Source organism: Proteus vulgaris, from assembly GCF_016647575.1.
Taxonomy (GTDB): domain Bacteria; phylum Pseudomonadota; class Gammaproteobacteria; order Enterobacterales; family Enterobacteriaceae; genus Proteus; species Proteus mirabilis_B.
Map to the genome: position 1 here is coordinate 870,808 of NZ_CP032663.1, position 26,120 is coordinate 896,927.

A 26,120-nucleotide genomic window follows, 5' to 3' on the forward strand; every position below is an offset into this window, starting at 1 on the left:
TTTATTGAAATTTATAAAATTACATTCACATCTAATAGGCTACGGCGTTAAGATTGTTAACTATAATACTTAGGCAAGATTATAAGTGTTGCAGGGTAATTATCTATTTATCGTCAAGGTCGAGATTATGAATGTAAAAGATATCATTCGTCATGAACCATTTGGAACATTGCTAGGTTATGCGCCTGGTGGTGTCGCGATTTACTCTTCAGATTACAGCAGTATTGATAAAGAAGACTATGCCGCTAATGATTCATTCCGTAGTTATATTGGTAATGAATATATGGGGCACAAGTGGCAGTGTGTTGAATTCGCTCGCCGTTTTCTCTATTTACATTATGGGGCTGTATTTACTGATGTGGGAATGGCTTATGAGATCTTCTCACTGCGTTTTCTACGTAAAACCATAGATGACGATATATTGCCATTACAAGCCTTTGCAAATGGTAGTAAACAACCTCCAGCAGTCGGTGCTTTGCTGATTTGGCAAGAAGGTGGTGAGTTTAAAGTAACTGGGCATGTTGCTGTTGTTACTGAAGTTCTTGAAGATAAAATTCGTATTGCAGAACAAAATGTTATCCACACTCGATTACCCGCAGGGCAACAATGGACAAGAGAATTACCTCTTAAAGTGACGGATAACGGCTACTTTATTCAAGATACCTTTGATAATACCACCCTATTAGGTTGGATGATCCAAACAGAGCCAAATGCTTACAGCCTTCCTCAACCTAAAATTGCGCCAGAATTGTTAAATATTCATGCAGAACAGCTTGATAATAAAGGTCAATTAGATGGCAAGTGGTTAGATGAAAGCTCACCTCTAGAAAAAGCCTATGTCCTTGCACAACACGGTCACATTATCAATCAAGATAGCTATGAATATTTCACCATTTCAGAAAGTGCAGAGCAGGAGCTTATTCGCGCAAGTAATGAAATGCATTTGATGTATCTACATGCAACAGAAAAAGTGTTGAAAGACGATAAGTTACTGCGTTTATTCGATATCCCTGAAGTGTTGTGGCCTCGTATCCGTTTATCATGGCAAAACAGACGCCATCAAATGATCACCGGACGATTGGATTTTTGCATGGATGAACGCGGTGTCAAAGTTTATGAATATAATGCTGACTCTGCCTCTTGCCATACAGAAGCGGGCTTAATTATTGAAAAATGGGCACAGAAAGGCGGTATTAAAGACGGTTTTAACCCAGGTGAACGCTTACTTGATGCATTAGCCGATGCTTGGAAACACAGTGATGCGAAACCTTTTGTGCATATTCTTCAAGATGATGATAGTGAAGAAGATTATCATGCTCTCTTTATGCAACAATCACTGACTCAAGCAGGTTATAACAGTAAAATTCTACGTGGATTAGGCGAGCTTCATTGGAATAGTCGTGGTCAATTAATTGATGCAGACAAACGTGTTGTTGAATGTGTCTGGAAAACATGGGCTTGGGAAACGGCGTTAGACCAACTAAGAGAAGAGAGTGAACAACAAGCTTTGATCCCTATTCGTACAGGACATCCTGAAGATGAAGTACGTTTAGTAGATGTGCTTTTACGTCCTGAAATTACAGTTTTTGAGCCTCTTTGGACACTAATTCCTAGTAATAAAGCCATTTTACCGGTTTTATGGCAATTGTTCCCTGATAACCCTTATTTATTAGATACTGATTTCACGGTGACTCCTCGTCTTGCACAACGTGGTTATGCAATTAAACCTATTGCGGGACGTTGTGGTAGTAACATTGGTTTAGTGGATCATAAAGAGAATATCTTAGATGAAACCAATGGCCAGTTTGATCATCAAGAAAATATTTACCAAGAACTATGGTGCTTACCAAAAGTGGCAAATCGTTATATCCAAGTTTGCACCTTTACTGTTGGCGGGCATTATGGTGGTTGCTGTTTACGTTCAGATCCAACTTTGGTGATTAAAAAAGAGAGTGATATTGAGCCTTTAATAGTGATTGAAGATAAACACTTTTTAACTAAATAAAATCATAGGTGTTTAGAATTAAGAAATAATAGACCCGCCTAATTGGCGGGTTTATTTTAAAAATAACCAGAATACTTAGTGAGAAATAGAATGATACAAAAATTTGAAACGCTTAGTGAGTTATTAGCATCGCTTTCAACACTTGAATCTAATGAGTGGATTTATACGGAAATTGCAACTTGGAATAGTGATCCTAATCAGGCGATTTTTTATTATATTCCTTGGGATTATCTTCAAGAATTACCTGATGATGAGATTTACCTTGATGATGAAGATCTGGAAATGCCCAAAATTGTTGAAGATAAAAATTTACGAGGCTGGATGGTCGTTTGTGATTTAGCGTTATTTTATCAAACCCAGCAAGCTCAACAAAAAAACTTGCAGTGGGTAGTTGAAGAAATTAACTATTACCGTGAGAATGATGCCTTTCGGTGTTTGAGTTAGATTCTATTCTTAGTAATAAAATCTAAAATCATTAACTATAATGACTTGATAATTAATGATTTTATTTATGATTTTTTGTTTTAATAAAGAATATTTTCAATATTAGGCCAATCATCGGCATAATGATCAGTCATTAATAAAAAGCATTCGGCAATAGCACGGTTGAGTGATTTATGTTCAACAGTGTCTTTTTCTACTGAAGTGACAGACCATACTTTGTTTTCTTGATGATAAGAGCATGTCATTTCACAATCTTCTAATAAAGAAAGCGCATCATCGGCATTTTTGAGTAAATCGAATGACGCACCATCGGGATCTAAAGAGCTCCAAACTTTTTCGGTTTCTGCATCAAATTCGATTTCATAACCATAACGACGATAAATAGCGGTTAGGTTTATTTGAAAATCCGTATAGTGACTATATCGATGAATAGAAGGCTGGTAAGTATCAGGCTCTTGGGCTTTTCGATTATTTTTATAGTCTTGAATTTGTTTCTCTCGAGTTTGGGCACGTTGATAGCCTTCGTCGCCAAATTCTAAAATACGCGCTTTGCGATAAACGTTACTAAAATCCAGCACCGCAGCCCCGTAATAAAGCCCTTCATCTGTTTTTACATCCAGTAAATCAACTAGGATATAGCGTTTATTTTCTGTGATATTTTCTTTATTACTGACAGTTAGTCCTGCATATTCTGCAATCGCAATAATTTGTTGTGTTGAAAAGGTCATCTCTTTCATCGGATTTTCCTTAAGAAATTACATACTTTCCTTGATTTGTTTTTTTAGCCACTGAATGAAAAGCTGTACTTTAGCGTTATTTTTTTCATTTCTAGTGACAAGGTAGTAACGCTGAGCACAAAACAGCTCACTATTATCAAAAGGAATAATTAATTCTTTATTAGCCAGTTGTTTCTGTACTAAACGTTTTCTCCCCATTGCCACCCCTGAGTGGTTCACTGCAGCAATAACAGCAAGATCAGAACGGTCAAAACAGATGTTACTGCGATTAGGAAAAAGTGAAAGCCCCATATATTCACTCCAAGCTTGCCATTCATCAAAATCAGAGTTATTACTCCACGCTTGTCTATCATGTAGCAAAGTGCAATTAGAAAGATGATGAATATTGCCGATAAGCTCATGTCTTTTCGCGTATTCGGGACTGCATACAGGAATAATAGATTCTGAAATTAAATCTTCACAATAAAGATTTTGCAGTTGCTTATCATCAAAATAGATTGCGAGGTCGATACCATAACCTCGAAAGTTAATATCATCATTTCCTGTGAGTAGATTTAATTCAATGGATGGGTAACGTTCAGTAAAATCTGAAATACGAGGCACTAACCAGCATTGCGCAATGGAAGGACGTGAATAAACGGTAAGTACACCAGAGACTTCTTGATTATGAATATCCAAAATCTCTTGGTTAATATCTTCTAGTGTTTTTTTAAGTGCCCAATAAATACGTTCACCTTCTTCTGTTAGTTCAATTCGGCGATGAAAGCGGTTAAATAGCTTAATGCCTAACTCTTCTTCTAGTGTATTAATACGATGGCTAATCGCACTGGGAGTTAATGACAATTCTTCTGCTGCTAAAGCAAATGAAAGGTGACGACCTGTCGCTTCAAAAGTGTGAAGTCTTGCTAATTGATAACTGGATAATCGTTTATTTCTTAAAATCACGCTAGAAGATTCAAACATTCTTTTATTCTCATTTTATTATTGATAGTAACGTTAGTTAACAATCAAGGTAATGTTAAGATGAAATACCATGCCACCACTCATCCAAATGTGATTATTTGTGGTTAAGATCACTTATTTGAGTTAATTGAGTTCATCTTAGTGTAAATTTTCATCATTTGTAAGTGCCGAATGATTAATATTCAATATGATTAACAATAAATAAAATATTTGGGATGGATATATGGATTCAACGTTATGGGTGCTAGGTACTCTTATAATTAGTATCTTGCTCATTGTTTTTACTATAATAAAACTTAAGTTTCACCCGTTTTTAGCCTTACTATTGGCAAGCTTCTTTGTGGGTACTGCAATGAAGATGAACCCTTTAGAAATGGTAAATGCGATTGAAAATGGTATTGGTGGTACGTTAGGATTTTTAGCAGCAATTATCGGTCTAGGTACTATTCTTGGTAAGATGATGGAAATATCAGGTGCCGCAGAACGCATCGGTATTACATTGCAAAAATGCCGTTGGTTATCTCCAGACGTTATTATGGTATTGGTTGGTCTTATTTGTGGTATTACACTCTTTGTTGAAGTGGGTGTGGTATTACTTATTCCTCTTGCTTTCTCAATTGCGAAAAAAACAAATACATCATTATTAAAATTAGCTATCCCATTATGTACAGCATTAATGGCTGTTCACTGTATTGTTCCTCCTCATCCTGCCGCTCTGTTCGTGACTAATGAATTAGGGGCAGATATGGGAACCGTTATTGTTGCGGGTCTTGCAGTGGGCTTAGCCGCATCTTTAGTTGGTGGTCCTTTATTCTTAAAAATATTAGGCGAGCGCTTACCATTTAAAACCGTACCTGAAGAATTTTCTGATATGGAAATTCGTGAAGAAAAAGATTTACCTTCATTAGGTGCGACTCTGTTTACTGTTTTATTACCGATTGTTCTGATGCTGATAAAAACGGCAGCAGAATTAAATATGACGAAAGGTACATCGGTTTATACTGCATTACAGTTTATTGGTAACCCAATTACTGCGATGTTTATTGCTGCCTTTGTTGCTTATTATGTGTTAGGTATTCGCCGTAATATGGGCATGAATACTTTATTAAAGAAAACAGAAGATAGCTTTAGCTCTATTGCCAACATCTTATTAATTATTGGTGCGGGTGGTGCTTTTAACGGCATTTTAAAAGGTAGTGGTTTAAGTGAATCTTTAGCGTTAATTCTTTCTAACTTAGATATGCATCCAATTTTATTGGCTTGGTTAGTCGCCATTATCCTTCATGCTGCCGTTGGTTCTGCAACTGTTGCAATGATGGGCGCTACTGCAATTGTTGCACCACTCATGCCTTTATACCCAGACATTAGCCCTGAAATTATTACATTAGCAATTGGTTCAGGTGCTATTGGTTGTACTATCGTCACAGACTCACTGTTTTGGTTAGTGAAACAGTATTGTAATGCAACTTTAAGTGAAACTTTTCGTTTTTACAGTGTCGCGACCTTTATTGCCTCCTTTGTCGCATTAGGCGGTACATTTATGCTTTCTTTTGTCATATAAAAGAGAACGACTATGAGCCATATAGATATAAATAAATTAAAAAGTAATTTTCCACTAGTTAATGACTTAGTGGACTTAAAAGAAGTGGTTTGGTTTAACCCAAAAGTGACCACCACTGACCAGGGACTTCCATATGTTGGTTTAACACAAGATGACGTAATTGACGCACAAGCACGGTTACAACGTTTTGCACCTTATTTAGCTAAAGCATTTCCAGAAACAGCGGTTACTAAAGGGATCATCGAATCAGAAGTGATTGATATTCCTAAGATGAAAGTTGCTCTTGAAAAGCGTTATAACACCTCTATTAGCGGTCAATTGCGTTTGAAAAAGGACAGTCATCTGCCTATTTCAGGTTCAATTAAAGCACGTGGTGGAATTTATGAAGTACTGACTCATGCTGAGAAATTGGCGATTAACGCGGGATTATTAAATACAGATGATAATTATGAAAAATTATTTTCTGATAAATTCCGTGAATTCTTTAGCCAATATAGTATCGCGGTAGGTTCAACAGGCAACTTAGGTATGTCTATTGGGATCATGAGTGCGAAATTAGGTTTTAGCGTGAGTGTTCATATGTCTGCTGATGCACGTCAGTGGAAGAAAGATAAATTACGCTCACATGGCGTGAATGTTGTTGAATATGAACAAGATTACAGTATCGCAGTAGAAGAAGGTCGTAAAGAAGCAGAGAAAGATCCTAACTGTTTCTTTATCGATGATGAAAACTCAAAAACATTATTCTTGGGTTATGCGGTAGCGGGATTACGTTTAAAACACCAATTTGAAGAACAAGGTGTTCGTGTTGATAGTGAACATCCTCTGTTTGTTTATCTGCCTTGTGGTGTTGGTGGTGGTCCTGGTGGTGTTGCTTTTGGACTAAAACTGGCATTTGGTGACGCAGTACACTGCTTATTTGCAGAGCCAACGCACTCACCTTGTATGTTATTGGGCGTTTATACCCAATTACATGAAGGCATCTCAGTACAAGAAATTGGTATTGATAACGTCACTGCCGCTGATGGTCTTGCCGTTGGTCGTGCATCAGGCTTTGTAGGTCGTGCAATGGAGCGCTTAATTGATGGTTATTACACTATTGATGACCAAGAGCTTTATGACTTACTCAGTTTATTAAATAAAGAAGAAGGGATTAAGTTAGAACCTTCGGCTTTAGCAGGAATGACAGGTGCTGTTCATGTCACTCAAGCTAAAGATTATCTGCAAGGTTTATCACTAGACAGTCAGAAAATGCAAAATGCAACGCATTTAGTATGGGCGACTGGCGGTGGTATGGTTCCTGCGGATGAAATGCAAAAATATCTCGCTCAAGGAAAATAGAGCGTAGAACGGGTGCTATCAGCTTTTGTTCTGATAGCATCTTAAAAAATAAAGGGAGTAGTACAAGTATCTCTAATTAGTATCTAAAACAATAATAGCGTAGCAATGTGTTACACCAAGTGTTACATCAAACATTCACACCAGGATGTCACACCAGGGGAAAATGTCGTAGTATTATTATAAAAAAGAGGCACCCATTGGGTGCCTCGCTTACTTTATCTCTTGTTGGATCTGTATAGATTAAAAATCAATTTTGACATTTACCCCATAATTTCGACCCGGTAATGGGGCTAAGTATTTTAATTGAGAAGATGCGGGCCTTGCTTCAGTATTGGTGAGATTATTAATAATAAAATCAACCGAAACATCTAGATTATCAAGGTGATATTTTTTACCAATACCTGCATCGACTAAAGTATAGGAAGGAAAAGTAATATCTCCACCATACATTAATCCACCACTCTCTTTCTGTTTTTTATAGTAAGTTGCGCTACTAAATGCTGTTAATTCATCATGTTGATAATTAATACTAATACCATGTTTTTCATTAGGTAAGTTTGGTAAGTAATTACCGGCAATAAACAGCTTTCTTTTACTCTTATTTTCGACAAAATCACCGAATAGTGTAAATGTAAGATTATGCTCGTGAGGTATTTCATATAAATATTTAAATTCGTATTCTAGCCCTTTAGTTTCGAGATCAGTTTCATCCCATTCCATAACGGTAACACCACCACGGCTGACACCCGTTAATCGCCTAAATTTAAAATCACTGTAGTCAGTTTTATATAAATTAAGTTTATTAGAGAAATTACCAATCTCAATAACAGATGATAATTCAATACTTTTACTTTTCTCTGTATTAAATTGACTATTACCTTGTTCTTCAATCAGATAAGCATAATGAGGTCCATGTGTATAAAGCTCATTAATTTCTGGTGCTCGATAAGAAATATTCTGTTGTAGCTTTAATGTCCATTCATCAATCGGTGTAAAAGATAATGCTAATGTATTTGCACTCGTATCAAAATCACGGTTTTGTAAATTCGAACCTTGTCCTCTACCGCTATTATAATTATCTGGAATATTAAGATGGTGCTGAGTATGACCTTTACGGTATCCCGCGGTGATTTCAAAAGGAGATAAAGTTAGAGATTCAACCCAATATATGCCGTATTCTTTGGTTAATACATTCGGTAAATAAGCATCATAACCAGAGGTTTTTAGATCACGATAATTACCATTAACGCCAATAGCGCCATTCAATCGATTGAAAAGTGGCACATGCGCAGTTTCCAATGCTAATTGGTGATTTTTAGTCTCAAAGACTGATGATGCGATTTGACCCACTAATTCTTCGTCTTTAGATTCAGAATAAGAGTAATAAAAAGCACTGTCCCTTAAAAAAGGCGTTAAGTGTTCATGTTTTCCTTGTATATCTATCCGCCGATTATGGTTTGAAACCGAAACAGGTTTATACATTTCTCGGCTGGTTTTTGTGGTGAGATAAGCATATCCCGGTACACCGTAAGACGTCTGAAAGTCAGTAACAGATAAACCTATATAGCCTTCATCCCGAATATAAGAAAGAGATGCATTACCACTTTGGCTTTTTAGGAAACTATTTGGGATCTCTTTATTATTATTTTCAACATAATGTTTAGGGGGAGTAACATGTTCAATAGATGTAGGACTTCCGGGTTTATATTGTGAATTAGCTTCGTTATCTACATAGCCAATACCTGAAAAATAATCTTTATCTTTAAAGGTATATTTATCGTCTTCACTTAACTCATATTCAATCTTATATTTTTTCCAAAATTCACTAATATAAGGATAAGCTTCAGGATTACGACTGGTAAAAACTTTCATATCCACTTGGCATTGATCTCGTAATGCAAAGTGTTCTTTGAGTTGCTGAAAGCTGTAACAAGCCCCCGCTTTAGAATGTGTTGGAATTTTATATCTAGAGACACGCTTTGATGCACCAGAAAGATTAAAAATCCAATTTTGTTCATCACTGAATTTAATATTTGCAGAGCCACCATTACCGTTATTAGTGCTGCCATTAAATGTCACCGTACCTGAAATCGCTTTTTCTGGTAACTGTGTCATTATTCTGTCATCCCATAAATGAATAGCACCACCGCTTGTGCCACCACCATAAAAGAGGGCTTCAGAATTTTTACTGATCGATATTTCATTAATTCTATTCATATCAATGGGTATAGGCATATTTCCACTAATAAATGAAATATCATTAATTGGTAGATTATTGACTAAAATGCCGACACGGTTTCCTGATAAACTTCGGATAACTGGTCTTGCAGCATTAGGGCCAAAACCTTCAGTTTGTACTCCAGCAACTTTTGCAACGGTATTACCAATAGTATTCGTTTTTATTTGATCAAGTTGTTTTCCTTTTATTTCTTCTCGATTATTAAGTAGTAAAGAAGAGAAGGTCTCTTTATTTTTTATTAGTGTACCTTTAACTTTTATTACATCGTTTGGGATTTCTTTTTCTTTACTTTTATCTTCATGACTCTCTTTTCCATATAAAGGAGATGACAAAAGCATAAGTAAGATAATAGAGAGTTTACTTTTTTTCATGATATTTATATTAGAATGTAAGAGTAGCGCCTAAGATAATATTACGACCTGGTAAATACATTTCATCTTTAATATAAGAAGTGCTATCTTTTCCTTTCGCATCAAAGAGATTATTAATCTTGGCATACAAGGTATAATCAGTGTTATCTAAATAACCAATATATTCACTGCCTAAGCTAACTGTGTTATAAGCATCCGTAGGTGTTTCATACTCGGCTGTTTTATTCTGTTTTCCAAAATGGTCAACACGGATTTGTCCTGTTAAGTTTTCTGAAAAACTATGTTTAATATAAGTACTTAATCGATAAGTTGGTATTCTTGGTATATTTCCTTTGTTATGCAGTAAATTTGCTCTGACATAATCACCAGAAATACCAATTAAGCTGTCTTGGTTATAGTAATAATCAATATTTCCTTCTACACCTTTAAATTGTGCATCATGTTGAACATATTGTAATGAACGATAGCCATTATTTAATTCAGCTCCAGTAAATTGGCCATAAATATAATTATTTATACGGTTGTAATAGGCACTAATATTGAATTGAGTATCTCCAGTTACTTTCGTTATTCCAATATCAATATTATTTGCAGTCTCTGCAGTTAAATTAGGATCACCTTTTTCAATAGTCCGATTTGCTGCATGAACACCATTCGCGTATAACTCTTCTGCAACGGGTAATCTTTTTGTGTGTGATAGTGATAGATTTAAAAAATAGTCTTGTGTCAAATTCCACGCTAATCCGGCAGAAACAGAAGATGCACTTTGTTTATTGTTTTTTTGAGTTTCTCTATTTAACAGTGATTGCCACTCTTGGCGAAATCCTAATTCATAGCGAAAATCACCTAATTGATATTCTTCTAATAAAAAGAGTGAGTGATTTTTTGTTTTTGTTGCGGGAACATAGGCTTCTTCTCCGTCAGCACTAAAATCACGTTGATTAAATTGCCCACCAATAACGCCATGCCAGTCTAAAATTGGTTGATGTGTAAAAGAAAACCTTAATTCATCTCCTTTATTTTTAAATTGGGTGCTGACTTCATGGCCTTCTTTTTCATCATGATGATAATCGGTTCTGGCTGCACTGAAACGTACAGATTCAATACCGGCAAATGGATTGTTTTTTTCACCACGAAGATCCCATCGTTTACTCTCCATAACAATATAAGGAATACCATGTTCATGTTGTTCATCAGGGTATTCATGATTGTGATCGTGATGATGATGACCAGATAAAGGCGGGGTAATAGGTGAGTGAGTGTGATCTTCATCGTGATCGTGAAAATGAGTATGACCAGGTAACCCATATCGACGATGTTGCTGGCCATAACCAATACCAATATAACCATCATCGAAGATCCAAGATGTACCGATATTTGCCGATTGGTTATCTTGATAAGAACCGGCTAAACGGCTAGGCTCTCCTTGATGTAAAGATTCTGGTTGTTTGTAATCGCTTTGATAACGTTTAGTGCCTTCAATACGTAGCGCTAAATTATCTTGCCCTAATGTTAATCCGGCTGATCCTGTATTTCCTTTAGAAACAGAATCGTATTGATACTGTAATTCACCCTCGTAACCTTTTTTAGGTACTGACATAGGTATTTTGCTATCAATAACATTTATTGCACCACCAATTGTTCCCCCTCCATAAAGTAATGTTGCAGGCCCTTTTAATACTTCAATACGCTGGCTTAAAAAGGGTTCACTAGTGATAGCATGATCTGCGCCAATAGATGAAACATCCATAAGATCACTACCACTGTGTAATACCTTGACTCTATTTCCTGACATTCCACGAATAACAGGGTGTACCGAACCACCGCCAAAAAAACTAGCATGAAAACCCGGTAAGGATGTTAACGTTTCTGCAATAGATGCACTCCGATTAGAGCGTAGATCTTCTTGAGTCAGAACGGCAACGGGGATTGCCATTTTCTCTTGTGGTGTCTGTAAAGGTGTTGAATAGACCTTTAATACCTCATTATTCTGACTTTCTTTTGACTTTGTTGCAGGGGCTGCATTTGCAAATAAAGAGTAACTTATTGAAATAAAAAGTGTTGTGTAGTTAAAAATAGATTTCTTCATACCATTCATCCTCCTTTGTTTATAATGTTATAACATAACATTTTGTAAATATTGTAAGTAAATATAATTATCATTAGCAAGTGATGATTTTTTTAAAATAATAAAAACACTATAAGTTTTTGTAATTTAATAATAAAAAAATAAAAGAAAGGATGTAAAAAAGAAGAGATAAAAAGGCGCCATAATGGCGCCTTGAAGATAAATAAGAAAATAGGCTAAAGATGCTTATTCTAAAATAAACATGCCATAAGGATGGATTTGCAGATAGTAGTTATCGCCTACATTAGGTTGAAGCTGTGTGGCATTGACTTGTAATAGCAAGGTTTGATTTTGCCATTCCACAGTGACTTCATATTGAGGTCCCATATAAGCGACATGGACAATTTTGCATTGCTGACAGGCATCGCCTTGTTGAGATAAGGTGATCGCTTCAGGTCTAACTCCCACTCTCACTTCTGTTTTAGTCGTATTAAACGTATCTGGTTTTGGTAAACGATATTGGAAGATATCAACATAATCTGTGCCCAATGTGGCTGGGAATAAGTTGGCATCCCCCATAAAGCTTGCCATAAATTCAGATGCGGGTTGGCGATAAAGATTTTGCGGTGAGCCTAATTGCATTATCTTCCCTTTATTCATTACTAAAACCATATCAGAAACCGCAAATGCTTCACTTTGGTCATGGGTTACGTAAAGAGAGGTGATATTAAACTGTTGTTGTAATTCACGAATTTTTTCTCTCATACTACGACGTAAGTTCGCATCAAGGTTACTCAATGGTTCATCAAAAAGCAGTACTTTAGGTTTTAAAATTAACGCACGCGCTAAGGCGACACGTTGCTGTTGCCCGCCAGATATTTGGTCAACAAAACGGTCTTCAAAACCATCTAAATCCACCAGCTCTAAAGCTTCAGAAACACGTTGTTTAATTTCAGCTTTAGGACGTCCTAGCATTTTTAAGCCATAGCCAATGTTTTCCCCCAAAGACATATGAGGGAAAAGGGCGTAAGACTGAAACACCATACAAATATCACGTTGCTGGATTGAACGGTCAGTAACATCCTCACCATCAATAAAAATCTTACCTTCTGTCGGTTTTTCTAATCCTGCAACTAAACGTAATACGGTGGTTTTACCACAACCTGAAGGCCCTAATAATGAAACCATTTTGCCTTGTGGAATAGACAAACTGAGATCTTCAATTACCGTGTTAGAGCCAAAACGCTTAATTACATTTTTCAGTTCAACGAAATGTTGTTGTGTCATGATTTATACTCCGTATTACTGTGCATTTTTGGCTTTAGAGCGTGAAACACGGGCTTCGCCAATCAAATAGTCAAATAAGAAAATAATTGCCAACATCACAACGATTAAAATCGAGCCATAGGCAATTGCGACGCCGTATTCACCATCTTCAACACGGTTCAAAATATAAGCAGTGGCAACGCGTGTATCTGGTGTAACAAGGAAAACGATGGCACTGACTGTGGTAATGGCACGCACAAAGCTATAAATCAGCGCAGATAAAATAGCAGGGCGCAATAACGGTAATAGCACATAGAAAATGGTTCTCATTGAGTTCGCTCTTAAACTTAGAGAGGCTTCATCAAGAGATTTATCAATTTGCCCTAATCCCGCAATACCCGCACGTATCCCCACAGGCACGTTACGCATTGTCATAGAGATAATGACAATTGCAGCTGTTCCCGTTAAATAGAAAGGCGAGTCGTTAAACGCAAGAATATAAGAGACACCTGCGACGGTTCCCGGTACAGCAAAACAAAGCATTGTCGTGAACTCGATACTTTTCTTACCTTTAAAGTCTTGGCGTACCACGATATAGGCAATTAATAGTCCTAGAATGGCTGTAATCGGTGCTGCAATACCTGCATATAACAAGGTATCTAACAACGAAGGCCATGCACCGTCACTCATTCCTTGACCAAATAGTTTGATAAAGTTATCGAGTGTTAAGGTGTAATCAACCCCCCAGTTAACGGTGAAACTGCCGTAGAAAATACTGCCATAGAGCAGGATATTAAAGACAACCCAAATACCTAAAACGGTCGTCACAAATGCAATCAGTGAAGATGGAAGAGGTTGAACGTCACCGCGATAAGATTTACCAGATACCGTGACGTAAGAGCGTTTACCAATCCACATATACTGCACACAGAACACTAATAGTGAGAAAACTAACAGTGACGCACCTAATGTACTGGCTGATTGATAATCCAGTTGAGAGCCCGTGATATAGAAGTAAATTTGTGTGGCGATAACGTCAAAGTTACCCCCTAAAACTAGCGGGTTACTAAAGTCAGCCAGAGATTGCACAATTACAATTAAAAACGCATTGGCTAACGCGGGCTTAAGTAACGGCATAAAGACGTTAAAGAAAGTTTGATAGCGGTTGGCTCTTAAGGTGTAAGACGCTTCTTCTAATGAAGGATGAATGGTTTTAATCGCACCATCTAAAATCATAAATGACATTGGGGTAAAGGCGAGCACTTGAGCTAACCAAATCCCTGTAAAACCATATAACCAGTTGGTATTTTCAAGTCCTGCGTAAGTGGCGAGAAACTCTGTCACATAGCCAGAGCGTCCCATCATTAATGTCACGCCCAAACCGACAACAAAAGGAGGCGTTACGATAGGCAAGATAGAAAATACACGACCAATAATGGCAGAACGTACCGCAATACGAGACGTATAAATTGCCAGAATTAAACCAAAGAAAGTACAACCGATACCCACTGCGATAGAGAGCACAATAGAGTTGAGCATCACTTGCACAATATGAGCTTGGCTTAAAATAGCGATAAATTCAAAAGGTGCAAAATTGCCCGCGCTATCTTTAAACATCGGAATAAAAATAGCGATACTTGGGAAGATGATAAAGGCACCAATCAGTGCCACAACGGCGATTAAAGAGCCAATAACAAAGCTATCACCACCCAGCCATTCAAGGCGCGTTAAGGCGGTTTTCATGATCATTCCCAGGGAAATAAAGAGGATGATCGCAGAATAACCTAAACCACGTCCTTCGAGGGTTGCACTAACGATTGCAATAAATGCACAAAACAGCGCAAAACCTGCATCAAAATAGTGGCGAGAGCGATTTTCACGCTTAGGGGCAGTTAATGGGCGAAATAACAGTAAACTTGGTAATAAAAACCAGAGCCAACTGATATTAACGCTACTCCAGCCGTAAGAGGTGAGTAATTCATCTGCGGTAGAATCTAAAAGACCGTAATCAAGGCTCCATGACGGCAGTAAAGCAAATGCCATCCATGCAATTAGGATCCATAAAAATATGGGATCCCGCCTCTTTTTTTCAGGTAAAGCGAGTGTGTGAGACATAAATCCCCCGAGAGTAAATGTATTTATTATTATGAGAAAAAGAGAGCGAGAGGTTATCTCGCTCTATTAATGAGCTATTTACCCATTTTTACTTCGGTAACCCACTTATTAATCAGCTCTTTACGCACTTCACTATCGCCATATTTATCCATGTCGTAGTTAATGAGTTTTAAGTCTGATAATTTCAGCGCCATTGGTGAAGATTCAGCCGAGGTATTGGTTAGAATTTGGTAAGATTTACCTTCTTTCCAGCTAATTTCCTGAGCTTCTTTTGAGAGTGTCCAATCTACGAATAATTTTGCGTTATCCATATTACGGGCATTTTTAATGATACTCACACCACCGATTTCATAGCCTGTACCTTCACAAGGTGAAATCAATTCAAGTGGAGCGCCATTTTCAACTTCTAATGAGTAGTCATGTAAGAAACCAATACCAATAGCGGCTTCACCACGAGCTGCATTTCGTGCTGGAGCAATACCTGATTTGGTGTATTGAGAAATGTTGGTATTGATTTTCTTAAGATAATCAAAGGCTTGTTCAGTGCCCCATAATTGGTCAAAGGTTGCCAGTGCAGTGTAAGCTGTACCTGAGCTTTGTGGATCAGCGATTTGAATTTCACCTTTATATTCAGGTTTAATTAAATCTTTCCAGCACGTTGGAATGGCGATGCCTTTTTCTTTTAAGCGATCTTTATTAACGCCAAAACCTAAAATACCGACATAAACCGCAGAAGAGTAGTTACCTTTGCGTTTAGCCGGATCACGAAATTGTGGCATGATTTGATCAAGATTAGGAGAAACATAAGGCTCTAGCAGATCCATTTCACCCGCTTGTGAGTGAGGATCCATTGTACCGCCATACCAAACGTCAGCTTGTGGATTACGTTTTTCAGCTTCGATTTTAGCTAAAGTACTTCCTGAACCATTACGAACAAAGGTCGTTTTAACATCATACTTTTCGGCAAAAGCTTTTGTTTCAGCTTCACACATTGCATTTGTCGCACTACAGTAAACTACTAAGCGACCAGCTGCATTTGTTGATAAGCTAACCGCAGAAAGAGCCAGACCAGCAGCAACGAGTGTAGAGAGGGTTTTCAATTTCATGTTCAGAACCTTTTAAATGTGTCGTCATCGGAAAATGAAAGTGGGCCAACTAAATGCTCTTGTTTGCTAACATCAGCAATCAACAACGGCATTAGTAAGAGTCCCATTAAGGCCGCAGCACTGGTTAATAACGCAAACATCCCAGTCCAACCATAATGCGCCATGACCTGACTTAATGGCCAACCTGCCATTGCCGCCCCTAAATAGGCAAACAATCCCAAGTAGCCAGTTACCGTGCCTGCTGCGTTTTTATGGCAATATTCTGTTGCAGCAAGCCCGATTAACATCTGTGGTCCAAACACAAAAAAACCGATACTAAAAAAACAAGCTGCGAGCAAAGCATAATGATGAATTGGAATTAACCAAAGTGCTGTTACTGCGGTAAAAAGTCCGAGTGAAAACAGCAATATCATTGGTGCTCGTTGGCCACGGAATAATAAATCCGAGCCCCAGCCTGAACATAACGCCCCGAGTAAGCCACCCACTTCAAACAAAGAGAGAATGGCATTAGCACTCAATAAGTTGGCGCCATGTGTTTCTGATAACCAGATATTTCCCCAATCGTTAATCGCCATACGTATGAGATAAACCAAAATATAGGAAAAACCCAGTAACCAAATCATTCGGTTAAATAAAATGGTCTCTTTCAAAATAGTTAGCATAGGTTTAGGGGGAGATGACTGCTCTTGACGTAATTCAAAAACATCGCGCCGCCACACACCCACAGTAGGAAGCCCTTCCTCTGCGGGAGTACCTTTTAATCGTACACACAACCACAACCCGATGATGATGCCGATAATACCGGGAACAAGCAGTGCGACTTGCCAACTATAATGCGTCGCTAGCCACGCAGTTAAAATGGGAAGACTCATCCCACCAAGGTTGATTGAGATATTCCATAATCCCCACCAGAAACCGCGTTCATTGCGTGAATACCAGTGTGTTAACAACCTTGCACAAGGAGGCCAGCCAAAGCCTTGAAAGAAACCATTTAGTGCCCAGACCAAAAGCAGTGCGGGAAACGAAAGACAATAGGCAAAAATAATATTCATAATGCCTGTCATGACTAATCCCACACCCATAAACCAGCGGTATCCCCATTTGTCATGGAAAATACCGGAAACAAATTTAGATAAACCGTAAGTGAGATAAAAAAGGCTGGCTATCCAACCGATATCCCCTTTATCTAAATTCAATTCAACCTGCATAACGGGCATCACAAAGTTGACGCTTTTACGTGTGAGATAGAAAGTGGCATAACCGATAATCATCGACAGCATTAAATTTTTGCGCCAAAAGTTATAGGTCTTATTAATTGATGCCGAATTTTTACCTGACATAACATCCTCTTTGATGTTGCAAATGTAAAAAAAATGTCGCGAAAAAGAATGAGATAAGGTTGTAGATGACTAAGACTTATTCTTAGTTTTCACTGTTTTCTTTTGAATTTGTGGGTAAGTTAACAATTATTTTCGTACCGTGATGGTTAATCACTTCCCATTCTCCGCCTAAAGCGCGAATGCGTTCTTCTATGCCGCGTAATCCAAAGCCACTGCTTTGTTGTGCTGATAATGATGTCGGCAACATACCAACGCCATTATCACTAATAATTAGCCGTAAACGGTTTTGATTTTGAGTCAGTGAGACTTGGATATAGGTTGCGTTAGCATGTTTACTAATGTTGTTTAACAGCTCTTGCACCAAACGGTAGAGGGTAAAAATAATAGTTTCGTTTTCAGGCTCTTTATCTAACGAGTAATTAAAATTACAGGTAATGCCATTGTCATCAAAAGCAAACTCATTGATTAAATGATGAAGGGCTTTTTCAAGCGACATCTCCTCCAAAACAGGAGGGCGTAATTGTCGGAGTAGTTGACGTGTAGATTGATGAATTTGTAGGGCGAGTCGTTCGATTTGCTCTCCGGTTTGGCGTGTTTTGTCGTTATCCGCAGTTCTTTTGATTAGCATCGATTGAATTTGGATCGCTGTAATATTTTGCCCAATTTCATCATGCAATTCGCGAGCAATGGCTTTTTTAACATCCTCTTCGGTATGAACCAGTTTTTCCATTAAGTCACGGCGAGCTTGTAACTCTTGTTCTAGGCGTAAACGGTAATGACGTAAATTATGAGCAAGTTGCTGTTGGCGACTGATCGCGATCCCTAAGCCAATACCGATAATGGCTTGTGTGGTTAAGAACATTTCTAACTCACGCAAATCATTAAAAGCGCCATTAACTTGGCGAGCAAAAGTAATAATCAAACTGCCTAACAGTGCGGATAAAACACCACCTTGCCAGCCATAACGGTAAGCCATAAAGACATTAGGAATAAATACAAGGATAACTAATAAGCGCTCTATTTCAGGGGTTAAGAAAAATTGAGCACTTAACCCGATCAGGCAAAATAGAAATCCCCACATCAGCAAGGACGTTCTTAACGGAGGATCGGGAGTACCATCAGAGACTAAGGCGCGACTTTGTAATTCACGAAGATATTCATAAAGTAAAAAGACAAAAGGCGCGAGTAATATGCCGCCCGTTACCGATGTGAGGAAAATCCCGCTGGTGGTATTAATAAAGAAACCGAGAATAAAGGCTTGTAGTAGGCTATTAAAACCTACGGCACCAATTAATAGGGTTAAGCGTTGCCAATAAAGAGGATATCGCCACCAAATACGCTGAACTTCTAGCGCAACAACGAGGCTTAGTATTGGAGACAGATAAATAATGGTGTGGGTAATTAATTGCTCTTGCGCCAACCAGTAATAAAGCCCCCATTCTGCAAATAACATCGGAAGCCAAAAGCGACGCCAGAGTAAAATTATCAGGGCTAATCGCAGACCTTGGGGTAAGAAAAGGGCGGCTTGTTGCCCATTTTTACTTAAATAGAAGCCAATTACCCAAAGTGATAGCCAAAGTAGAGAGTAGGTGAGTAATAAAAAGAGGGATTGAAGAAGAAAACGTAGTCCCCGTTTCATATTACAGCGAGCCTGTGATCAACTGATTCTTTAAGGCGAAATGAACTAAATCGATGGTGGTTTCACAGCCTAATTTGCCTAGTACATTGGCTCGATGAACGTGTACGGTTTTATGGCTAAGATTAAGCTGTACGGCAATAGTTTTGACATTAACACCTTGAACTAACAGATTAAAAATCTCTCTTTCACGCGGTGTTAAGGTATGTAGTGCATCTTCTTTTTCAGGTGTTTGTCGCAATGCTTTCATGGCATCAGAACAGAGATAACAGCCACCTTGATGTACAGCGCGTACCGCTTGTACTAACTCTTCAGGGCCACAACGTTTGGTTAAATAACCGCGAGCACCAGAGTCTAGTGCACTTTGAACAAAGGCTGGAGTGTCATAGATACTTAAAATAATCGTTCGGAAATCAGGGCGTTTTTGTTTTAAACGGCTTTGGAGTTGTAGACCGCTTTCGCCGGGCATAGAGAGATCCATAACGGCAACATCAATATCGTCATGTGCTAAATAAGGCCATGCTTCTTGCCCATTAGAATATTCACCCACGATGTGAATATCGGGTTCTAGCATTAAGAGTTGTGCAAAACCAGAACGCACAACAATGTGATCATCTACTAAAGCAACTTTTATCATAATTTTTTATTAGTCAGAGAGTAGTCAGACAATACTTATATGATTTATAACAAGCTACAGAAAGATAAGCGAGGAAAAATGGAGAAGAAACCCGGTTTTGAACCTTATATCTCGTTTTTATCAAGGTGAATCGTGACAAGCAAGTAATAACAATAGGTTATTTATTGTTCTTGTTATTATTTCCCATAAGCAGGGAACCTCTGCCTATGGGAAGTGGGCAATATTTTATTGATTAAGCAACTTGAACAGGCACCGCTTTGGCAATGCGCTTCATTTCATTGTTGTCTTCAAAATACGCAATGTTTGGCTTATGGCTACGCGCGTCGCTATCAGGAATTTGTACATAAGAGCAAATAATTAAGCGATCGCCAACAGCGGCACGACGAGCGGCTGCACCGTTGACAGAAATAATTCGTGAACCTCTTTCTGCACAAATGGCATAAGTTGAAAAACGTTCGCCATTATCAACGTTATAAATATCGATAGCTTCATTTTCAAGAATGCCAGCAGCATCCATAAAATCCTGATCGATTGCACAAGAGCCTTCATAATGAAGATCGGCTTGTGTCACTTTTACGCGATGAAGTTTGCCTTGTAACATAGTGCGTAGCATTGTTGTGTTTCCTATATTCTAATAATGAATTACACAAGATTAACTTGCTGGTTATCGATAAGACGCGTATTACCCAGCCATGCCGCCATTAAAACAACCGCTCGACGGCTTTCTTCATTTAATGGTGTGAGTGTATCTGCATCACAAATAAAGCACTCATCGGCACGAAAACCTTGTTGCTCTAAGGTGTTTTTTGCAGTTTGCAGTAACTGATTAACATCATAATCACCCGACTTTAATTGTTCTGCGATTTCTTGCATCGCTTGATAAAGTGCAGGGGCTTGTTGTTTTTCGCTATCAGATAATAGGCGATTGCGTGAACTGAGCGCTAAACCATTTTTGTCACGTACGATAGCAACAGGAACGATGCTGATATCCATACATAAATCGCTTACCATCTTTTTGATAATTTGCAGCTGTTGGAAATCTTTTTCTCCAAACATCGCAACATCAGGTTGTACTAGATTAAAAAGCTTACTAACAACCGTTGTAACACCACGGAAATGACCAGGACGGTTTGCACCTTCTAATACGGTAGACAATACAGGCACATCAACGGTGGTTTGATTTTCCATACCGTGTGGATACATCTCTTTCGCTGACGGTGCAAAGATAATATCGACATGCTTATCTCGCAGTAATTCGCAATCTTCTTGCAACGTGCGCGGGTAGTTTGCTAAATCCGCTTCTCTATCAAATTGAAGTGGATTCACAAATATAGAAGCTATCACGACATCCGCGTGAATACGGGCTTCTTCAATTAATTTTAGGTGACCTTCATGAAGATTACCCATTGTTGGAACCAATGCAATGCGTTTACCTTCTTGCTTTAATCGCTTGATTTCTCTGCGTAAGATAAGCGTAGTTTCAATAATTAGCATGGCGTGACTCCTTTAAACGATATTGATAATTAAGATAATAAATTAGTTAAATGAATGTTTTTCTTCGGGAAACAGGCCTTGTTCAACTTGTTGAACATAAAGGCTGACCGCACCTTTTAATGAACCTGCTTCTTGTAAAAAATCTTTTGAGAACTTAGGTGCTTGAGGAGTTAAGCCCAATAAGTCATGCATCACAAGAATTTGCCCATCAGTGACATTACCCGCGCCAATACCAATAACGGGCATTGTTAATGCGTCTGTAATTGTTTTCGCTAGAGTAACCGGAACACATTCCAATACCGCCAATTGAGCACCTGCATTTTCAAGAGCGATAGCATCTTGTTTTAATTGTTCGGCTTCATCGTGCTCTCTGCCTTGGACTTTATAACCCCCGAAAACATTAACTGACTGGGGCGTTAATCCTAAATGGATGCAGACAGGAACTGCACGCTCAGCCAGCATTTTCACGGTAGGAATTAACCAACTTCCACCTTCAATCTTCACCATATTAGCACCCGCTTGCATCAAAATGCCGGCATTAAGGCAAGCTTGTTCAGGTGTTGAGTAAGACATAAAGGGCATATCAGCAATTAAGAAGGCATTAGGTGCGCCAGCTCTTACACAGCGGGTGTGATAGGCAATTTGTTCAACAGTAACGGGTAGCGTGCTGTTATGACCTTGTAGTGTCATTCCTAACGAATCACCAATCAGCATGGCTTGAATACCTTCTTGTTCAAAAAGGCGAGCAAAACTTGAATCATAAGCGGTGATGGTGGCGAATTTTTTCTTTTCTTGCTTATAGCGATTTAGCGTTGAAAGCGTAGTGGGTTTCATTGTAACAAACTCCATCATTGTCGTTTTTTTGTGTGTAGATAAAATTAATTACTTCACATAATTGTTTGTTTATTAAAGAAAATATTGGATTATCAAAATAAAGCCGCTTTCGATTGTAGCATTTAAGGACTAAAAACGAAGAAAAAGTAACTAAATGAGTAATAAAAAATAACAAATGATAATTTTTATTTATATTCATCAATTGGTTATATGTAAAAAATAAATATAAAAGAGTTTAGAGATTGAGGCAGTGAGGTGCGTTTGAAAAATTGAGGGAAAGCCAAAGAGAAGAGATAGGCTGATACTGTTTATGTTTTTTGCAGTATCAACCTTTAGCATTAAGAGCGTATTAGTGTGAAGTTACCACTTTTCCATGCCATTTTCAGGCACTAACGCCAGTCTATCTGCTAATAACTCACCATCAGGAAAGCGAAGGTCAGGTGCTAATTCAGCTAATGGATAAAGCATAAATTCACGTACTTTAAGTCCGTAATGAGGTACGGTTAATCGCTCGGTTTGGATCACGTCATCACCAAATAACATAATATCAAGATCAAGCGTTCTTGGTCCCCAACGATTACCTTCTTTTCTAACACGACCTTGCGCTAATTCAATAGCTTGAGTGTTATCAAGTAACGCTTCTGGCGCTAATGTTGTATCAACCGCAACAGCGACATTAAGGTAATCAGGCTGATCTTGTGGCCCCATTGGACGGGTACGATACCAAGATGATTGTGCAATCAATGTTGTTTGTGGGATCTCACTGATTGCCTTAATCGCTGAATTCACCTGATCGTCAGGTGAATTCAAATTACTTCCCAGAATGATATAAACACGTTTCTTCTGTTTATTCATTGGTGCTCTCTTGTCTAGATGCCGGTTTTGCACTTGGATGACGAGGGCGTTTACGTGGACGCGGACGTCTGCGAACGGGTGCTTGACCTAATTCAGATACCATTGAGCGCTGTTGCGTATTGTTAGACGCTTGGAAATCAGCCCACCAACTTGCTAACGCTTCAAGCTCTGGATTGTGTTGTACATTGGCACGTAATTCCAGTAAATCGAACGCTGCACGGAATTTAGGGTGCTCAAGTAATTTATTCGCACGACGACCTTGGCGTTTAGGTAAACGTTGCTGTAATTGCCAGATATCACGCATTGTTGTGGTAATACGTTTTGGTATCGCAATAGTACGGCATTGCTCATCTAAAATATCGTTCATCGCCATAGAGAAAGAGTCATAGTAAGAAAGACCACTTTCTTGGACTAACTTTTCAGCATGTTCAATTAATGGATACCACAACATTGCCGCAAATAAGAACGCCGGATTGACTCGCATCTCTTTATTAATGCGATAGTCTGTATTTTTGAGAACTTGATCTAACATTCTCTCCATCGGCGTATCATGTTGCTCCGTCATTTTAGAAGCAATCAGCGGAAACAGTGGCTCAAGTAATTGATGGCGGCACATTAACTTGTAAGTTTTGTAGCCTTGCCCTGTTTGTAATAATTTTAGTGACTCTTCAAAAAGGCGAGCCGATGGAATATTACGTAATAAAGGGGCGAGTCTGCCAATTGGCTCTGCGGTTTCAGGCGCAATTTGCATATCCAATTTGCTGGCAAAGCGAATGGCTCTAAGCATTCTGACGGGATCTTCGCGATAGCGCGTTTCAGGATCGCCAATTAAGCGAATAATACCCGCTTTTAGATCCGCTAAACCGCCAACGTAATCACGTACAGCAAAATCATCAACACCGTAATAAAGGCTGTTTAATGTAAAGTCACGACGAATGGCATCTTCTTCAATTGAGCCAAAAATATTGTCGCGCAGTAACATGCCGCTTTGTGCTTGCTGAGATTGGTTATTGTCTGAAACCTCATGATCTTCATGAGAGCCGCGGAAAGTCGCAACCTCGATCACTTCAGGGCCAAACATAATATGAGCAAGACGGAAACGACGACCGACTAAACGGCTGTTGCGGAATAATCGACGTACATCTTCAGGTGTTGCATTAGTGGCAATATCAAAATCTTTTGGTTTTTTTCCCAGTAATAAGTCACGGACACCACCACCCACTAAATAAGCCTGAAAGCCTGAGTTGTTGAGGCGATAAAGCACTTTTAATGCATTATCACTGATGTCTTTACGTGAAATTGGGTGTTGATCTCTTGGGATCACAGTCATTGGCAAATCACTCCCGTTCGCCTTTTCTTTATTACTCTTTTTTTTACGGGGACGGTCTGCGGATATAGCAGGACGCCGACGCACAGGTTTCTGTGTTTCTTGTATTGGTCGGTCAGATGCAGTGACTGGCCTTTCACTTGCTACCGGTTGTGTGTCTGATGACGTTGTTTGTCGCCCTAGCAGATTACGGCAGAAATGTGCTACTCGATTAAAAATATGACACCTCGAATAATAAATTCTAATAATTAAAAAAATTAAGCGGCTAATCATAGCCTACTGAACATTTTTTGAGAATGCTTTGTGTGGTTTATTCATACCCTTGTTGCTGATGATTTTGTTTTAAAATCTCAGAAGGTGACCACTGCGCAGTCGCAATCTCTAACAATGATGCTAACGAATAATCTTGCCAACCCACAATAATAGGCTGATTAAGAAACTGTAACGCATCGATAATGACGGGTCTTGGATCAGTATCTGGCAACGCGTGCGCGTGATTTTGTTTCGATAATTTATTACCGTCATGATTTATTGCTAAAGGTAAATGAGCATAACGCGGAATAGGTAAATTCAGTTGTTTATGTAAACTGATTTGTCGCAACGTAGGATCAAGTAGATCGGCACCTCTAACAACTTCGGTCACACCCTGATAACTATCATCAATCACCGTCACTAGATTATACGCAAATAAGTTATCTTTTCTGTGAATAATCATATCTTCTAACACGATAGACGTACTCTTTGAATAATATGTACCTTGAATAACATCTTCAAAATGATAAACAGGATGCTGTTGGATCAACCTCCATGCACTCTCTTTATCAAAAGGTGTCACATTATTGGTGAGCGGCTCACGATGACGACAGTGGTTATCATACACGCCCCCTAAGTCATGTAAACGATGACGGTTACAATGACAGTGGTAGCAAACACCTTCTTTCCAAAGTGTGTGTAAAATTTCACGGTAAGCATCATGGCGTTGCGATTGATAGAGGATCTCTTTATCCCAGAACAAACCATAATGTTCTAATGTACGAATAATTAGGGATGCAGTGCCGGGAGGTTCTCTAAGAGGGTCGATATCATCGATGCGCAGAAGCCAACGCCCGTGGTGTGCGCGAGCTTGAAGATAACTGCCAAGTGCAGTAACCAATGAGCCAAAATGAAGTTGACCCGTTGGCGATGGCGCAAAGCGCCCAATATAGTCTGTAATCTCGTGCATCGAAAGATTCAGATTAACGCCTCAACGTATTAGGTCGAGGCGTTTGCTCATTATTAGCCAGCCATCTGCTTTTCACGGATTTCAGCTAATGTTTTACAGTCGATACATAAATCGGCTGTAGGACGAGCTTCTAAACGGCGAATACCGATTTCCACTCCACAAGATTCACAGAAACCAAAGTCATCATCTTCGACTTTTTTCAGTGTTTTCTCGATTTTCTTAATGAGTTTACGTTCACGATCACGGTTACGCAGCTCAAGACTGAATTCTTCTTCTTGTGCAGCACGGTCAACGGGATCGGGGAAGTTTGCCGCCTCATCTTGCATATGAGTAACGGTGCGGTTGACTTCATCCCTGAGCTGATTGCGCCAAGATTCAAGTATTAGCTTAAAATGCGCTAATTGGGCTTCGTTCATGTACTCTTCGCCCGCTTTTTCCTGATATGGCTCAACGCCAGCAATAGCGAGAATGCTCATGGACGATGTTTTACGCTTTTGCCCTTCTTGCATAATGCTTCTCCTACATACGCATTTCTGAATAATCCCCACCTTCAAAACAG

The 26,120-nt window shown here is 38.8% G+C and carries 21 protein-coding genes; 4 read left to right on the top strand and 17 right to left on the bottom strand.

Translation table 11 applies throughout. From position 1 onward, the window contains the following. Positions 1–127: 127 nt before the first annotated feature. Both gss and D7029_RS04005 read left to right on the top strand, forming a co-directional pair. Positions 128–2,005 (top strand): bifunctional glutathionylspermidine amidase/synthase, encoded by a 1,878-nt coding sequence (gss, locus tag D7029_RS04000; protein WP_194951905.1) that lies wholly within the window; start codon positions 128–130, stop codon positions 2,003–2,005. Positions 2,006–2,095: 90 nt separating this feature from the next. Next, positions 2,096–2,449 (top strand): hypothetical protein, encoded by a 354-nt coding sequence (locus D7029_RS04005; protein WP_194951906.1) that lies wholly within the window; start codon positions 2,096–2,098, stop codon positions 2,447–2,449. A gap of 80 nt (positions 2,450–2,529) precedes the next feature. Here D7029_RS04005 and D7029_RS04010 read toward each other — a convergent pair whose 3' ends face one another. Together D7029_RS04010 and dsdC are read right to left on the bottom strand one after the other, a co-directional pair. Further along, positions 2,530–3,186, bottom strand: a complete 657-nt coding sequence (locus tag D7029_RS04010; RefSeq protein WP_194951907.1) for a hypothetical protein — start codon at positions 3,184–3,186, stop codon at positions 2,530–2,532. An 18-nt stretch (positions 3,187–3,204) separates the two neighbouring features. Further along, a complete protein-coding gene (gene dsdC, locus D7029_RS04015; RefSeq protein ID WP_194951908.1) occupies positions 3,205–4,149 on the bottom strand; it encodes a DNA-binding transcriptional regulator DsdC in 945 nt (314 codons plus the stop codon). A 223-nt stretch (positions 4,150–4,372) separates the two neighbouring features. Here dsdC and dsdX point away from each other — a divergent pair, with 223 nt between their 5' ends. After that, on the top strand, positions 4,373–5,710 hold the full coding sequence (gene dsdX / locus D7029_RS04020; RefSeq protein ID WP_100159298.1) for a D-serine transporter DsdX: 1,338 nt from the start codon (positions 4,373–4,375) through the stop codon (positions 5,708–5,710). 12 nt (positions 5,711–5,722) lie between these two features. Further along, entirely contained in the window at positions 5,723–7,051 is a 1,329-nt protein-coding gene (locus D7029_RS04025; protein WP_194951909.1) for a D-serine ammonia-lyase, read from the top strand. 240 nt (positions 7,052–7,291) lie between these two features. On the opposite strand, the gene D7029_RS04030 is transcribed toward D7029_RS04025, so the two are convergent. From D7029_RS04030 to dksA, 15 genes are all read right to left on the bottom strand, one after another. After that, complete coding sequence (locus D7029_RS04030) at positions 7,292–9,661, bottom strand: TonB-dependent receptor domain-containing protein (RefSeq protein ID WP_194951910.1); 2,370 nt, start codon at positions 9,659–9,661, stop codon at positions 7,292–7,294. Between the two features lie 10 nt (positions 9,662–9,671). Continuing rightward, positions 9,672–11,750, bottom strand: coding sequence for a TonB-dependent receptor domain-containing protein (locus D7029_RS04035; RefSeq protein ID WP_194951911.1), 2,079 nt, complete (start codon positions 11,748–11,750; stop codon positions 9,672–9,674). A 225-nt stretch (positions 11,751–11,975) separates the two neighbouring features. Then, on the bottom strand, positions 11,976–13,016 hold the full coding sequence (fbpC, locus tag D7029_RS04040) for a ferric ABC transporter ATP-binding protein (protein ID WP_194951912.1): 1,041 nt from the start codon (positions 13,014–13,016) through the stop codon (positions 11,976–11,978). Positions 13,017–13,031: 15 nt separating this feature from the next. Next, a complete protein-coding gene (locus D7029_RS04045; RefSeq protein WP_194951913.1) occupies positions 13,032–15,110 on the bottom strand; it encodes an ABC transporter permease in 2,079 nt (692 codons plus the stop codon). A 74-nt stretch (positions 15,111–15,184) separates the two neighbouring features. Next, positions 15,185–16,216, bottom strand: a complete 1,032-nt coding sequence (locus D7029_RS04050) for an ABC transporter substrate-binding protein (protein ID WP_069368510.1) — start codon at positions 16,214–16,216, stop codon at positions 15,185–15,187. Positions 16,217–16,218: 2 nt separating this feature from the next. After that, on the bottom strand, positions 16,219–17,556 hold the full coding sequence (gene uhpC, locus D7029_RS04055; protein WP_194951914.1) for an MFS transporter family glucose-6-phosphate receptor UhpC: 1,338 nt from the start codon (positions 17,554–17,556) through the stop codon (positions 16,219–16,221). Positions 17,557–17,638: 82 nt separating this feature from the next. Next, entirely contained in the window at positions 17,639–19,195 is a 1,557-nt protein-coding gene (locus tag D7029_RS04060) for an MASE1 domain-containing sensor histidine kinase (protein ID WP_194951915.1), read from the bottom strand. 1 nt (position 19,196) lies between these two features. Continuing rightward, positions 19,197–19,829: a response regulator transcription factor gene (locus D7029_RS04065; protein WP_023580792.1), complete on the bottom strand. Its 633-nt coding sequence runs from the start codon at positions 19,827–19,829 to the stop codon at positions 19,197–19,199. A 232-nt stretch (positions 19,830–20,061) separates the two neighbouring features. Beyond that, positions 20,062–20,442: an aspartate 1-decarboxylase gene (gene panD / locus D7029_RS04070; protein WP_064719124.1), complete on the bottom strand. Its 381-nt coding sequence runs from the start codon at positions 20,440–20,442 to the stop codon at positions 20,062–20,064. Positions 20,443–20,471: 29 nt separating this feature from the next. Next, positions 20,472–21,323 (bottom strand): pantoate--beta-alanine ligase, encoded by an 852-nt coding sequence (gene panC / locus D7029_RS04075; RefSeq protein WP_194951916.1) that lies wholly within the window; start codon positions 21,321–21,323, stop codon positions 20,472–20,474. A 42-nt stretch (positions 21,324–21,365) separates the two neighbouring features. Beyond that, positions 21,366–22,157 carry a 3-methyl-2-oxobutanoate hydroxymethyltransferase gene (panB, locus tag D7029_RS04080; protein ID WP_194951917.1) on the bottom strand — a complete coding sequence of 264 codons (792 nt, stop codon included), beginning with the start codon at positions 22,155–22,157 and terminating at the stop codon, positions 21,366–21,368. Between the two features lie 360 nt (positions 22,158–22,517). After that, positions 22,518–23,012 carry a 2-amino-4-hydroxy-6-hydroxymethyldihydropteridine diphosphokinase gene (gene folK / locus D7029_RS04085; protein ID WP_194951918.1) on the bottom strand — a complete coding sequence of 165 codons (495 nt, stop codon included), beginning with the start codon at positions 23,010–23,012 and terminating at the stop codon, positions 22,518–22,520. Then, positions 23,005–24,558: a polynucleotide adenylyltransferase PcnB gene (gene pcnB / locus D7029_RS04090; RefSeq protein ID WP_412178888.1), complete on the bottom strand. Its 1,554-nt coding sequence runs from the start codon at positions 24,556–24,558 to the stop codon at positions 23,005–23,007. The genes folK and pcnB overlap by 8 nt, the downstream gene beginning before the upstream one ends. Positions 24,559–24,649: 91 nt before the next feature. After that, positions 24,650–25,561, bottom strand: a complete 912-nt coding sequence (gene gluQRS / locus D7029_RS04095; RefSeq protein WP_194951920.1) for a tRNA glutamyl-Q(34) synthetase GluQRS — start codon at positions 25,559–25,561, stop codon at positions 24,650–24,652. Positions 25,562–25,614: 53 nt separating this feature from the next. Beyond that, a complete protein-coding gene (dksA, locus tag D7029_RS04100; protein ID WP_023580786.1) occupies positions 25,615–26,070 on the bottom strand; it encodes an RNA polymerase-binding protein DksA in 456 nt (151 codons plus the stop codon). Positions 26,071–26,120 lie beyond the last annotated feature (50 nt).

What these genes read in the sequence shown, in the direction of transcription:
- D7029_RS04060 (WP_194951915.1), bottom strand. Translation starts at nt 19,195, where the DNA reads ATGAAACGGGGACTACGTTTTCTTCTTCAATCCCTCTTTTTATTACTC.
- dsdC (WP_194951908.1), bottom strand. Translation starts at nt 4,149, where the DNA reads ATGTTTGAATCTTCTAGCGTGATTTTAAGAAATAAACGATTATCCAGT.
- gss (WP_194951905.1), top strand. Translation starts at nt 128, where the DNA reads ATGAATGTAAAAGATATCATTCGTCATGAACCATTTGGAACATTGCTA.
- D7029_RS04005 (WP_194951906.1), top strand. Translation starts at nt 2,096, where the DNA reads ATGATACAAAAATTTGAAACGCTTAGTGAGTTATTAGCATCGCTTTCA.
- dksA (WP_023580786.1), bottom strand. Translation starts at nt 26,070, where the DNA reads ATGCAAGAAGGGCAAAAGCGTAAAACATCGTCCATGAGCATTCTCGCT.
- panC (WP_194951916.1), bottom strand. Translation starts at nt 21,323, where the DNA reads ATGCTAATTATTGAAACTACGCTTATCTTACGCAGAGAAATCAAGCGA.
- fbpC (WP_194951912.1), bottom strand. Translation starts at nt 13,016, where the DNA reads ATGACACAACAACATTTCGTTGAACTGAAAAATGTAATTAAGCGTTTT.
- D7029_RS04045 (WP_194951913.1), bottom strand. Translation starts at nt 15,110, where the DNA reads ATGTCTCACACACTCGCTTTACCTGAAAAAAAGAGGCGGGATCCCATA.
- D7029_RS04025 (WP_194951909.1), top strand. Translation starts at nt 5,723, where the DNA reads ATGAGCCATATAGATATAAATAAATTAAAAAGTAATTTTCCACTAGTT.
- gluQRS (WP_194951920.1), bottom strand. Translation starts at nt 25,561, where the DNA reads ATGCACGAGATTACAGACTATATTGGGCGCTTTGCGCCATCGCCAACG.
- D7029_RS04010 (WP_194951907.1), bottom strand. Translation starts at nt 3,186, where the DNA reads ATGAAAGAGATGACCTTTTCAACACAACAAATTATTGCGATTGCAGAA.
- D7029_RS04035 (WP_194951911.1), bottom strand. Translation starts at nt 11,750, where the DNA reads ATGAAGAAATCTATTTTTAACTACACAACACTTTTTATTTCAATAAGT.
- dsdX (WP_100159298.1), top strand. Translation starts at nt 4,373, where the DNA reads ATGGATTCAACGTTATGGGTGCTAGGTACTCTTATAATTAGTATCTTG.
- D7029_RS04065 (WP_023580792.1), bottom strand. Translation starts at nt 19,829, where the DNA reads ATGATAAAAGTTGCTTTAGTAGATGATCACATTGTTGTGCGTTCTGGT.
- folK (WP_194951918.1), bottom strand. Translation starts at nt 23,012, where the DNA reads ATGAATAAACAGAAGAAACGTGTTTATATCATTCTGGGAAGTAATTTG.
- panD (WP_064719124.1), bottom strand. Translation starts at nt 20,442, where the DNA reads ATGCTACGCACTATGTTACAAGGCAAACTTCATCGCGTAAAAGTGACA.
- D7029_RS04050 (WP_069368510.1), bottom strand. Translation starts at nt 16,216, where the DNA reads ATGAAATTGAAAACCCTCTCTACACTCGTTGCTGCTGGTCTGGCTCTT.
- D7029_RS04030 (WP_194951910.1), bottom strand. Translation starts at nt 9,661, where the DNA reads ATGAAAAAAAGTAAACTCTCTATTATCTTACTTATGCTTTTGTCATCT.
- uhpC (WP_194951914.1), bottom strand. Translation starts at nt 17,556, where the DNA reads ATGTCAGGTAAAAATTCGGCATCAATTAATAAGACCTATAACTTTTGG.
- panB (WP_194951917.1), bottom strand. Translation starts at nt 22,157, where the DNA reads ATGAAACCCACTACGCTTTCAACGCTAAATCGCTATAAGCAAGAAAAG.